Raw genomic sequence first — 12,737 nt, forward strand, 5'->3', positions numbered from 1 at the left:
TGAAAGCAACATGATTCCATCTTTCGGCTTATTATTAAGTTAAAACCAATCTATTCACCTTAGTTAAAGAGACGCTAAGAAAAAAACTACAAAAGACATGGAACGTATAAAGAATTAGCAGGAAAGAACTATAATAAAAGAGGCGCCACTATCCTCGACAGATAGAGACGCCTCTTTTTCACAAAGGGGATGGGAGAAATGTTCACGTTCAAACAAAGGGGTGTATGTTTGTTTTGTGATTTATTTCACAAGATTCACTTTATCATGGAATAATAAATTTAGCAATGAATCCTGCTTTAGATTCACAAATTTGTCATATAGAAAGCGATTACAGTACAGTATTTTTTCAAGATGGAAACTTTTAATCATTTGTAAATCAAAGAAAAACATTATTATTTACTTTTTTCTTGAAAGCCAATTTCTACATAAAATAGAAAATGGCTGTAGTAATGTTACTACAGCCATACCTATTAATTATTCAACAATAATTTCTCCAATTCATTTAAGCGTTGTTCAAATACTTTACAAGCATCATCAATTGGTTTAGCTACATTCATATCAACACCTGCAGCCTTAAGCACTTCAATCGGGAAATCTGAGCATCCAGCTTTCAAGAAGTTATTAATATAACGTTCTACAGCAGGAGCACCCTCCTCTAATATTTGCTTACTTAATGCCGTAGCTGCGGATTTACCAGTAGCGTATTGATAGACGTAGTAATTGTAATAGAAATGCGGAATGCGAGCCCATTCCAGACCAATTTCCTCATCAACTACCATATCCTCACCGAAATATTGCTTATTCAAGTTATAATACACTTCCGTTAAACGTTCCGCTGTTAACGATTCTCCGTTTTTATCCATCTGATGAATTAAATGTTCAAATTCTGCAAACATTGTTTGACGGAATACTGTGCTACGGAAACCGTCTAGCCAATGGTTTAATAAATATATTTTTTGCTGCGGATCTTCTATTGTTTTCAACAGATAATCATTCAATAATTCCTCATTGCATGTAGACGCCACTTCGGCCACGAAAATGGAATAATCTCCATAAACAAAAGGCTGATTATTACGAGTATAATAACTATGGACACTATGCCCAAACTCATGCGCCAATGTAAATAAGTTATCCACATTGTCTTGCCAGTTCATTAAAATATAAGGATTCGTACCGTAAGCACCTGATGAATACGCGCCACTACGTTTACCTTTATTTTCCTTAACATCAACCCAACGATTATCGAAACCACTTTGGACAATGTCTTGATATTCTTTTCCGAGTGGGGCTAACGCTTTCACTAAAATGTCTTTAGCTTCCTCATAAGGAACTTTCATATCTACTTCTTGCACTAGTGGTGTAAATAAATCCCACATATGCAACTCATCTACACCTAATAACTTTTTACGTAATGCAATATAACGTTGCATAGTTGGTAGATGTTTATGAATAGTCTCTACTAGCTGATCGTAGACACTTTCTGGGATAAAGTTATTAGACAATGCCGCATGTCGTGCCGATTCATAATGACGCACTCGTGCACTCACATTATGTTTTTTTACATTACCTGTCAATGTAGCAGCGAATGTGTTTTTAAAATGACCATACGTTTCATACATCGCTTTAAATGCTGCTTCACGTACAGATCGATTTTTACTTTCTAAAAACTTAATGTAATTACCATGTGTTAGTTGAACTTCTTCCCCATCCTCGTTTTTAACTGTAGGGAAAACTAAGTCCGCATTATTTAACATACTAAATGTATTCGAAGCAGTGCCTGTCACCTCTGCCATTTGTGCAAGTAATGCTTCTTGTTCTGCTGGTAGAACATGTGGACGGGTCATTGAAATTTCTTTTAGTGATTGCTTATATAATTGTAAATCCTGATTATCAGCTAAATAGGATTCAATTGTTTCTTCACTTAGTGATAAAATTTCAGGTGTTAAAAATGAAAGTGCTGCTGAAATATTTGTCGCTAACGTTTGAATTCGACTATTCATATCTTGATAAAAGCTATTCGTTGTATCTTGATCATATCGCATATGCGCATACGTATAGAGTCTCATTGTACGTTGATAAATTTTATCGTAATAAGTTAGTACAGCTAATAAGGCATCTGCACCATTTTTTAAAGTACCTGCATAGCTAGATGCTTCTTTCGAAAGTTCTGCGACTTTTTTAAATTCCTCTTCCCATAGTGTATCCGTTGCAAAAATATCTTCCAATCGCCAAGTTAACTCTACCGGTATTTCATTTCTCATTAAAACTCGATTACTGTTACTAGCCATGAGCCAGCCCCCTTTATATATGACTTTCCTGTACTCTCATATTTTCTCAATATATTGCGACAATTGCAAATAATACCCTGTAGCTCAACTCATCAAAATCCCAGTTTGATTATCCACAGCGATACATTAGCTCCATGAAGGGATTTAAACAAACGGTTGATTATACATATAGGTATATACTCGCTTCCATATCGCACTAGCGCAATCCATTTGATAAAAACGATGGCCTAACAAGTTTCCATAGTTTTCAACAGCTTGCACGCCCATTTCAGTTGGCTCCACATTAAGAATCTTTAGAAACAGTCGAATATCTTCTTGCCTTAACTCATACGGTAGCAATTGTAATTCCCTGCAATAATTTAATAAAATTGCTTGCCATTCAATTGAGAACATCGGAATAGCCCTTGCATTTTTAACAGGTATACCAATGTAATGAGGCAGTGCATTCAACGAAAAATTTTGTTCATAGCAACTCCGTAGAAAACGATCTTGAACTCCCTGTCGACTTCGCAATAATTTTTGCATTACATACCGTTGACACAATCTTATATATATCTCCTTGTATATAGTAAATGATTCATGTGTAATCGGCTTAGGCTCATAGAATGGGAATTGCTGTTTGCTGAGTGGAATCGAGAGTACTTTCGCTATAAAAGTATGCCCGTGAACATAAAGTAGATTCGTCCAATAATTAAATTTTGCTGCTCTCGCATCATATGTAACTAAATACGGCACATTGTTGAATGAATAAGCAATTGCATTTTGATGGATAGGGGAAATTCTAATTTTTTGAATTGCATTTGTAGTATATTTTTTCTGTGGTGTTTGAAAAAGCCATAATGCTTGAATGTTATGCTTTTCATAACCTGCTGTACGTCGTTGCCAGTTTTCTTTTGTTATCGCACTACATTGATATTCAATGGCAATCTGCTGATGCTCACCTTGCAGTAGTAAATCGGGCCTTTGCGATAGTGTCCTTAAAAATGGCTCCAGCTTTACTCTATGCCCACGTGCCTGCAACCATTCAAATAATTGAATTTTCCCTTGTAAATGGAGCTCTGATTCCCCTTCCGCAAATCGATGATGACAATTGTTAGTAATATGTGCAAAATGCGGGATATTCAGCTTACCAATTTTTAATTGTACAGGCTGTTGACACTGTGGACAAAAAAATTGTAATTGCTGGCGAAATTGTCGTAAAGCTTGTCTTGAATGTTGATAGGAAATAAATAATTGCTGTTTGTCTGTATAGGCAATAAGCATGTTATCCTTCTCCTTTTTGCCTCATTGTAGTAAAAGTTTTTCTATACGCCAACTAATGATGTGCTTTTCTTTGAAATTTGAGTTATCTTTAGCTCCTTTATCTGAAAACGTAAAAAAAGACTGTAGTCCTACTCATTTTGAGTGTGTCTACAGTCTGAAAGCCTCTGATAATCAGAAGCATGAAGATGTTAACTAAAATATTTTCGTACAGTTTCAAAGCAATCGTATTCCATAATTTTTTCGCCATATTCCTCAAGGCGATGAATTGTGAAATTAGAAGGGCTTAAAAACTCTTTAATAATCGCGTTTTTATCATGACGATTTAAATCATCGTCTGCATTCGCAAAGTCTACTACAAGATAGTAACTACCTTCATATTTGAATAATGAGGAATCCACTAAGTCATCTGTCATCCGTTTTGCAACGGGGATTAACTCATCAATATCTTTAAATTTATAAACATAAATGTCTGTATCCATAAATAACTCTGATTCATCCATGTCACCAAATTGAGTTAATTGACTAAGTAGATCCTCTCCAACTTCGTCAAATGGGGCAAACATACTTTTTTGTTCATCAAAATGTGAATGACCATCTAATGTTTCACCGTCTTTTAAAATATGTGCACGTGTGACAATGATTTCTAAGCCTACTTCTGACGCATTGATATGAATCCAAATCGGACCTTCTACATCAAAATAATCTTCAGTGTTCACTTCATCAATCATATCCCAAAAAAGTTGTTCACCCTTTGCTCGGTTGTACCAAATTTCTTCACGACTATAGCCGCGATCCTCTATATCATTGTACGTAATAAAGAGCTTGAGTGTATTCTCATTTACACGTTCGATGTCCACTAGACCTCATCTCCCTTCACTGTCATTTGTCGAAAAACAGTATTATTTCATTAGTATGCTTTGATTCATTGTTTTTAACCTTCATACTCCTTTGTTTTTCAACCTTTGACCACACCACAGAAAATCATCGAGCAACCGTAATCGTAATTTTTTTGGTCACAGTTGTCTCTAATTCTATTGTATGCTGTTCTTTCATAAAATGAAAAGGATATACACCGTTTCAAAGAAGATATTTGAATAATTGAAATTGTAGTAAACTATTTGTATTAAATCAAGTTTAACATACTTTTACGGAAATATATGACTTTTACCTATTAAATATTAGTTTTGAATGAAGGTTTTTACATAAGTAAAACATAAAAAAATAGATGTCACAACATGCTTTTGCATTTGTAACACCTACTACATCATTCTATGCAGTCTAAGTGGGTTTTAGTTCACCATACGCTGTGCTTCTTGTAATTGATAAGCTCTAACCTTACGCGGTAAAAATCGTCGAATTTCATCTTCGTTATAGCCTACTTGCAGTCTTTTCTCATCTAAAATTATTGGTCGGCGTAATAATCCAGGATATTCTTGAATTAATTCATATAAGCGTTGTAAAGGTAAGCTCTCAACATCTACATTCAATTTTTGGAATATCTTAGAACGAGTAGAAATAATTTCGTCTGTTCCATCCTCCGTCATTCGTAAAATCTCTTTGATTTCACTAATGCTTAACGGTTCAGAAAAAATATTACGTTCTGTATAAGGAATTTCATGCTCCTCTAACCATGCTTTTGCTTTACGACAAGACGTACAACTTGGTGATGTAAATAAAGTAACTATCATACTGACACATCCTTTCTATTTGTATTCGTTATCTATAAACCAATTTCTTAAATTAGAATTAATGTAATGTAAATCTACAGTTCCATTATACAGCACTCTGCTGTATTTGAATATAGTTCCAAGGAAAAAAAGAATACAGGATATATGACTTTGTTACAAAATATTCTGTCTATTAATACTGCCTTAATGTATTCAATTAAGTATTCACTTTCTTGGTATGTCCAATGAACTAATAATAATATTCCCAGTAACAAGTCATTTTAAACATGAATTTCTCGAAACTAGTTGTTCTCAATTAAAAAACACAAACGAGAATAATGTCATGTAGACGTGTACAATTAAGACGTACTTTAGATAATATTGGTTTCCTTTTTTTACAACACAAAAAAATTCAGTCATAAGACTGAATTTACAGGCTTGCATTTAACTAAGTCTTTATACTATAATTTTGTGCAACAAGAGAAGCGCATTTGCGCCAGTCTGGATGGTCAACAGTTTTTTGATTGTTGTTCTCGAAAAGACACTCTCTACACATTAAATAGTGTAGTTAAAAACGCTGACGAAGAGTAGTACATTTGCAATATACATGTATAGAGAGTCTGTGGTTGCTGGAAACAGACCATGTATGCATTTGGAATGGACTTCCGAGTTAGCTTTGTGAACGTTCAAGTCTTCACTTGACCCCATTAGCAAAGCTCGTCCCTTCACGTTACGAAGCAAAGTGGCCTTTTAAGGCAAGCAGGGTGGTACCGCGGATTCGAACATCATTCGTCCCTTCATTAGTTTATTCTAATGAGGACGCATGATGTTTTTTTATTTTTCGAACCCCGAGGAGGAACTAATTATGACAACTATTTTTTCAGGCGTACAGCCAACAGGTATTGTAACATTAGGCAATTATCTTGGTGCATTCAAGCAATTCCCAGCACTACAGCATGAAGGGAATGCTATTTACTGTATCGTTGATCAACATGCCATTACTGTTGCGCAAGATCCAAAAGAGTTACGTCAAAACATCCGTAATTTAGCGGCTACTTATATTGCGACTGGAATTGACCCTCAAAAGTCAACGTTATTCATTCAATCTGAAGTACCAGCTCATGCACAAGCGGGATGGATGCTACAATGTGTCGCTTCTATTGGTGAACTAGAGCGTATGACACAGTTTAAAGATAAATCACATGGTAAAGAAACTGTTTCAGCAGCTCTTTTAACCTATCCACCATTAATGGCGGCTGATATTTTATTATATAACACGAATATTGTTCCTGTAGGGGATGATCAAAAACAGCATATTGAGCTAACACGTGACCTTGCAGAGCGCTTTAACAAGCGTTATGGTGAAGTGTTAACGATTCCTGAAATCCAATTACCAAAAGCTGGAGCTCGTATTAAATCATTACAAGAACCTACAAAAAAAATGAGCAAATCTGATCCAAATACAAAAGCAACGATTAAACTTTTAGATACAGCAAAAGATATCGAGAAAAAAATCAAATCTGCTGTCACTGACTCTGATGGTATTGTGGCATTTGATGTTGAAAATAAACCAGGTGTTTCAAACTTACTAACGATTGAATCCGCTATTTCAGGTGTAGCAATTGAAGATTTGGTGAAAAAGTATGAAGGCATCGGGTACGGTGGCTTCAAACAAGGTGTCGCTTCAGCAGTAATCGACCACCTAACACCAATTCAAGAAAGATTTTATAACCTTGTAGAGTCATCTGAACTGGACATTATTTTGGATGAAGGTGCAGAAAAAGCAAATGCTATTGCAAGCGCAACTTTAAAGCGTATGGAACAAGCAATGGGCTTAGGCCGCACAAACCGCTAAGAAAGGAATTAACATATGCTCTGTGAACATTGTCATCAAACAATCAAAACCCTTCTATTAGAAGGTGACTTTGGTGCAGATCCATTATGGTGTGGCCATTGTCACGCCAATTTAGAATTAGAGCAACTGCCTTTAGACGAGTCCCTATTAACGGAGCTGACAACATGGATGTGTAACTTCGGCGAATGGATTGACCTTGAAACAGATTCATTTATTGATGGTATGGATACTTTAGCGAAAAGCCATGATGTACAAGGTGAAGACTTGGCCAAAAAAGTAGCAGAAGCATTCGCCATGCCTGTGATATTCAAGCCTTATCTTTAAGATTCGCTGTTTTATCGAAACCAAAGTCGAGCACAACACTACAAAGAACAATACAAGCTCCAATGGCGATATAAAACTCAGTTGTATGCATGATAAATTTTAAGACTACTGACCAAGAATAACCAAGTGTCCGATAGTTCAAATATAAAATTAAATTGCCGATAGAAAGTATCATTAAGCCATAGCTCATTAAAAATATAAAAAGACGAAACAAATAAACGGCATCCTTTCTATTTCTTCTTACTTTCTTTTCTATTCGCTAACTTTTAAAAAAAGACGTCAGCCTTGTAAATTAGGCTGACGTTTTTTCATTATTCCTCTATTTTTTTGAATAATAGACTTGCGTTATGACCACCAAAACCAAGAGAATTACTCATTGCATATTCAATGTTCGCCTTACGCGCTTCATTTGGTACATAATCTAAATCGCACTCAGGGTCTGGCTCTGTTAGGTTAATTGTTGGAGGTAAAATGCCCTCTTTCAATGCTAGTGCTGTAAAAATAGCTTCAACACCACCAGCAGCACCTAATAAGTGACCTGTCATCGATTTAGTAGAACTCATTGCTAATTTATAAGCATGTTCACCAAAGGCAGTTTTTACAGCTTGTGTTTCAAATAAATCGTTGTACGGTGTACTTGTTCCGTGTGCATTAATGTAGCCTACTTGTGAAGGGTCTACGCCACCATCTTGTAATGCTTGCGTCATTGCACGTGCAGCACCTTCACCTTCTGGAGCTGGTGCAGTAATATGATGCGCATCGCCAGTTGAACCGTAGCCAAGAACTTCAGCATAAATTTTTGCGCCACGCGCTTTTGCATGTTCATATTCTTCTAAAATAACAATTCCGGCACCTTCACCAATAATAAAGCCGTCACGGTTTTTATCAAATGGTCGAGAAGCTGTTTGAGGATCCGTATTTAAAGATAATGCTGTATTTGCACAGAAGCCTGCCACTGCCATCGTCACGATTGGTGATTCGGCTCCACCAGAAATCATCACATCTGCATCTCCACGCTCAATTACTTTAAATGCATCACCGATTGAGTTCGTACCTGATGCACAAGCTGTTACTGAACAAGAGTTGATTCCTTTCGCACCAAAGTGAATAGATACTTGACCTGAAGCCATATCTGGAATCATCATTGGAATAAAGAATGGACTAACACGACGTGCGCCACGCTCTTGGAATGTTAGAAATTGTTGTTCATATGTTTCCATACCACCGATACCAGAGCCAATCCATACACCTGCACGCGGTGCTAACTCTTCATCAATTGTAAGCTGTGCATCTTCCATCGCCATAATTGACGCAGCTAGTGCATAGTGCGTGAAACGATCCATTTTACGAGCTTCTTTACGTTCAATATACTTTTCAATATCAAAGTCTTTTACTTCAGCCGCGATTTTTGCAGCGAATAGGTCTTTATTTAAGCGTGTTAATTCACCAACGCCTGATTTACCAGCTTTAATGTTTGCCCATGTTTCTTCGATGCTATTACCTAGTGGTGTTACTGCGCCAATTCCTGTAATTACTACTCGTCGTTTACTCATTGTCTTACTCCTCTCAAGCAATTATCGTTTTTATTTTCCCCATCTTAATGCAACGGCACCCCATGTTAAGCCACCGCCAAAACCGACAAGTACTAATAGATCATCATCTTTTATCTTACCTGCTTCAAGCTCTTCTACTAAAGAAATACCAATAGAAGCAGCCGATGTATTGCCATATTTGTGAATCGTTTTTGACATTTTTTCCGCTGGTAATGCTAAACGTTCACGTGCCGATTCCATAATTCGAATATTCGCTTGATGCGGAATTAAAAAATCAACTTCTTCTTTTGTTAAACCTGCTTTATCTAATACATTTACTGCTGATTCACCCATTTGGCGTACAGCAAACTTAAATACTTCGCGACCGTTCATCGCAATTGTATCCTGTTGCGTTAAATATAGATGTTTGCCGCCTGTACCGTCTGCCCCAAGCTCAAATGATAAAATCCCTCTACCTTCTGATACTGGGCCAACAATGGCAGCACTAGCACCATCACCAAATAAAACAGCCGTATTACGATCTTCCCAATTAATGACTTTTGACAGCTTTTCAACACCTACTACTAAGACATATTTATAAGCATTTGATTCTACAAATTGTTTTGCTGTCACTAAGCTATATATAAATCCTGCACAAGCCGCTGCTTGGTCCATTGCTGCTGCATTTACCGCACCAATTTGCTCTTGAACCATACATGCTACACTAGGAAATGTTTGATCTTGCGTTACAGTTGCTACAAGTATTAATCCTATTTCTTCAGGCGTAATACCTGCTTTGGCTATAGCATCTTTCGCAGCAGCTACTGCTAAATCTGAAGTTTCTTGATTATCTGCAGCAAAATGACGTTCTTCAATTCCAGTACGAGTTCGAATCCATTCATCCGACGTATCCATAATTTTTTCTAAGTCAAAATTCGTCACGACCTTTTCAGGAACGTATCTGCCTAAACCTATAATACCTGCGTTCATATAGCAACCCCTCTGCTTTCTTACTATCAATTATTAGTAACTGGTCATAATTATAACTCATAATTAAGGAATGGTGCAAGATGATTTAAAATTAGTATAGCAAATGCTTGTACTTCACATAGCTTTCGATAGTTCAATTCACGTTTTCGTTGGTGACACTTCTGTTCTGTACAGCAGGGACTTTGTGAATCGCTGGTAAAACTGTGCAAATCGCTACGAACACTTTACGTTGCACCACTAAAACCATGCAAATCGCCATAAACAATTTGCGTTGCGCTACTCTACTCTACTACTTTGTTGTGACAAAATTGCCATAAATCACAAAACACAATACATCACTTTTTGATAAAAGGTTCTTTTTTTTTCGACTTATGTTATGATATGATAATGTATATGTAATAAAATAGTTCGGTTGAGGTGAAATTAATGCAATATATCGTAACGTTCATATGGTCATTCTTACTAGTTTCCATGTTAAACTACGTAGTAAGTGCTGTAATCGGAGTACCATTTGATTTCCAAACTGGTGCGATTCTTTCAGTTGTATTCTCTGTACTAATTTTTGTTATTGGCGCAATCATTCCAAACGAGCCAACTCCAGAAGCTGCAGACCATCATTAATCAAATTATAAAAAACCTGTCTCGCCTAGTGCGAGACAGGTTTTTTTCTATTTATTATTTTTCCACTACACACTGACCATCACACATTTTAATATGCAAAGTTTCTCCAGGCAGTACTTCACCACGTAATAACTCCTTGGCAACCGCTGTTTCAATATAACGTTGCACAAATCGTTTTAACGGACGAGCCCCAAACTGTGGATCTGCACCTTGCTCGACAACCCAATCTATGACGTCTTGTGCGACATCTAACGTAATTTCCTGTTCAGCTACACGTTTTACAAGCTGCTCAACATATTTCCAAGCAATCGCTGTAAAATGTTCTTCTGATAACGCATGGAACAGAATAATATCATCCATTCGGTTTAATAACTCTGGTTTAAAGTGTTGACGTAATGCTGCCATCACTAAATCTTCTACTGCCGGATCATCTTTTTGTGCCTCCATTAAATAGCTAGAACCAATATTAGATGTTAAAATTACAACGGTATTTGTAAAGTTAACCATTCGTCCTTGACTATCTGTAATGCGACCATCATCTAAAATTTGCAATAATATGTTCGCTACATCTGGATGCGCCTTTTCAATTTCATCGAGTAAAACGACAGAATATGGATTACGGCGAACAGCTTCTGTTAATTGACCGCCTTCTTCATAGCCAATATAGCCTGGAGGTGCACCTACGAGACGTGATACACTATGTTTCTCCATATATTCACTCATATCAATACGAATAAAATGCTCCTCTGAATCAAATAGCTGTGCAGCAAGTGCTTTAGCTAGCTCTGTTTTACCAACACCCGTTGGCCCTAGGAATAAGAAGCTACCAATTGGACGATGTGGGTCTTTAATGCCTGCTCTTGCACGCCAAACCGCTTCTGTAACGAGTTGAACAGCATTGTCTTGCCCTACCACCCGTTCATGTAACGTATCTTTTAAACGCAATAATTTCTCACGTTCCCCTTCAACTAACTTTGTAACAGGGATACCTGTCCAACGAGATACAATAGAAGCAATCTCTTCCGAAGTCACTTCTTCACGTAAAATACGTGTCTCACTACCGTTTTCTAATTGCTTTTCCATTTCTTGAATTTCTTTTTCAAGTGCAGGAATTTTCCCATGTCGTAATTCCGCTGCTTTATTTAAATCATATTTACTTTCCGCTTCGTCTAAATCACGACGGTACTTATCTAGTGACTCACGTTTTTTCTGGATACCTTGCAGTGTTTCTTTCTCTGCTTCCCATTGTTGACGCATGCCTTCTGATGAACTTTTAAGCTTTGTTAACTCTTCTTGTAATTGTTCAAGGCGTTTTTTACTCGCCTCGTCCTTTTCCTTACGCAATGCTTGTTCTTCAATTTCTAACTGCATAATACGACGAGTCACCGCATCTAGCTCTTGTGGCATTGAATCAATTTCTGTTCGAATCATCGCACATGCCTCATCGATTAAATCAATCGCTTTATCTGGTAAAAAACGTTCCGTAATATAGCGATTTGAAAGCTCAGCAGCAGCTACAATTGCTCGGTCATGAATGCGCACTGCATGATGTAGTTCAAAACGTTCTTTTAAACCACGTAAAATCGAAACGGTATCTTCAATAGATGGTTCACGTACAAGCACTTGTTGGAAGCGACGTTCTAAAGCAGGATCTTTTTCAATATACATACGATATTCGTCTAATGTAGTCGCTCCTATACAATGAAGTTCACCACGTGCAAGCATTGGCTTTAACATATTACCTGCATCCATTGCACCATCCGTTTTACCCGCACCAACAATTGTATGAATTTCATCGATAAATAAAATAATGCGCCCTTCAGATTCTTTCACTTCTTTTAGCACACCTTTTAATCGTTCTTCAAATTGCCCACGATAACTTGCACCAGCTATTAATGCACTCATATCCAGCTCATATAGCACGCACTCTTTTAAACCTTCTGGCACATCACCTTTAACAATACGTTGTGCCAAGCCTTCTACGATGGCTGTTTTACCAACCCCAGGTTCACCAATTAACACAGGGTTATTTTTTGTTTTACGTGTTAAAATTCGAATGACATTACGAATTTCTTCATCACGCCCAATGACGGGATCCATTTTGCCGTTTTTTACTTCTTCGACTAAGTTACGACCAAATTGCTCTAATGGTTTTTTATCATCTGTTTGTTGAAATTGCATAATAGCACTCCTCTTC

The 12,737-nt window shown here is 36.9% G+C and carries 11 protein-coding genes and 1 other annotated feature; of the genes, 3 read left to right on the forward strand and 8 right to left on the reverse strand.

Features of this window, described 5'->3' with window-relative positions:
- Positions 1–470 precede the first annotated feature (470 nt).
- The 4 genes from pepF to spxA form a co-directional block, all read right to left on the reverse strand.
- Positions 471–2,288: an oligoendopeptidase F gene (gene pepF, locus LS41612_RS19305; protein ID WP_024362530.1), complete on the reverse strand. Its 1,818-nt coding sequence runs from the start codon at positions 2,286–2,288 to the stop codon at positions 471–473.
- 144 nt (positions 2,289–2,432) lie between these two features.
- Positions 2,433–3,551, reverse strand: coding sequence for a competence protein CoiA (locus LS41612_RS19310; RefSeq protein WP_024362529.1), 1,119 nt, complete (start codon positions 3,549–3,551; stop codon positions 2,433–2,435).
- A gap of 188 nt (positions 3,552–3,739) precedes the next feature.
- Positions 3,740–4,408: an adaptor protein MecA gene (gene mecA / locus LS41612_RS19315; RefSeq protein ID WP_024362528.1), complete on the reverse strand. Its 669-nt coding sequence runs from the start codon at positions 4,406–4,408 to the stop codon at positions 3,740–3,742.
- 432 nt (positions 4,409–4,840) lie between these two features.
- Positions 4,841–5,236 (reverse strand): transcriptional regulator SpxA, encoded by a 396-nt coding sequence (spxA, locus tag LS41612_RS19320; RefSeq protein WP_024362527.1) that lies wholly within the window; start codon positions 5,234–5,236, stop codon positions 4,841–4,843.
- 550 nt (positions 5,237–5,786) lie between these two features.
- Positions 5,787–6,018: a binding site (T-box leader), on the forward strand.
- Positions 6,019–6,083: 65 nt separating this feature from the next.
- Between spxA and trpS the strand changes: the two genes are divergently transcribed.
- Together trpS and LS41612_RS19330 are read left to right on the forward strand one after the other, a co-directional pair.
- The gene (trpS, locus tag LS41612_RS19325) at positions 6,084–7,073 is read left to right on the forward strand and encodes a tryptophan--tRNA ligase (protein WP_024362526.1); all 990 of its coding nucleotides are present in this window, start codon (positions 6,084–6,086) and stop codon (positions 7,071–7,073) included.
- 15 nt (positions 7,074–7,088) lie between these two features.
- Positions 7,089–7,397, forward strand: coding sequence for an immunity protein CdiI family protein (locus LS41612_RS19330; RefSeq protein ID WP_024362525.1), 309 nt, complete (start codon positions 7,089–7,091; stop codon positions 7,395–7,397).
- On the opposite strand, the gene LS41612_RS19335 is transcribed toward LS41612_RS19330, so the two are convergent.
- The 3 genes from LS41612_RS19335 to LS41612_RS19345 all read right to left on the reverse strand — a co-directional run bounded on the left by LS41612_RS19335 (position 7,381) and on the right by LS41612_RS19345 (position 9,919).
- Positions 7,381–7,611, reverse strand: coding sequence for a YuzI family membrane protein (locus LS41612_RS19335; RefSeq protein ID WP_024362524.1), 231 nt, complete (start codon positions 7,609–7,611; stop codon positions 7,381–7,383). The two genes, LS41612_RS19330 and LS41612_RS19335, sit on opposite strands and share 17 nt — an antisense overlap.
- A gap of 97 nt (positions 7,612–7,708) precedes the next feature.
- A complete protein-coding gene (fabF, locus tag LS41612_RS19340; RefSeq protein ID WP_024362523.1) occupies positions 7,709–8,950 on the reverse strand; it encodes a beta-ketoacyl-ACP synthase II in 1,242 nt (413 codons plus the stop codon).
- Positions 8,951–8,980: 30 nt separating this feature from the next.
- Positions 8,981–9,919, reverse strand: coding sequence for a beta-ketoacyl-ACP synthase III (locus LS41612_RS19345; RefSeq protein ID WP_024362522.1), 939 nt, complete (start codon positions 9,917–9,919; stop codon positions 8,981–8,983).
- Between the two features lie 426 nt (positions 9,920–10,345).
- Between LS41612_RS19345 and LS41612_RS19350 the strand changes: the two genes are divergently transcribed.
- Complete coding sequence (locus tag LS41612_RS19350) at positions 10,346–10,540, forward strand: YjzD family protein (RefSeq protein ID WP_024362521.1); 195 nt, start codon at positions 10,346–10,348, stop codon at positions 10,538–10,540.
- A 54-nt stretch (positions 10,541–10,594) separates the two neighbouring features.
- Here the strand turns inward: LS41612_RS19350 and LS41612_RS19355 are convergent, their stop codons facing one another.
- On the reverse strand, positions 10,595–12,721 hold the full coding sequence (locus tag LS41612_RS19355) for an ATP-dependent Clp protease ATP-binding subunit (RefSeq protein ID WP_080653320.1): 2,127 nt from the start codon (positions 12,719–12,721) through the stop codon (positions 10,595–10,597).
- Positions 12,722–12,737: the final 16 nt, after the last annotated feature.

The sequence above is a fragment of the Lysinibacillus sphaericus genome, assembly GCF_002982115.1.
GTDB lineage: Bacteria > Bacillota > Bacilli > Bacillales_A > Planococcaceae > Lysinibacillus > Lysinibacillus sphaericus.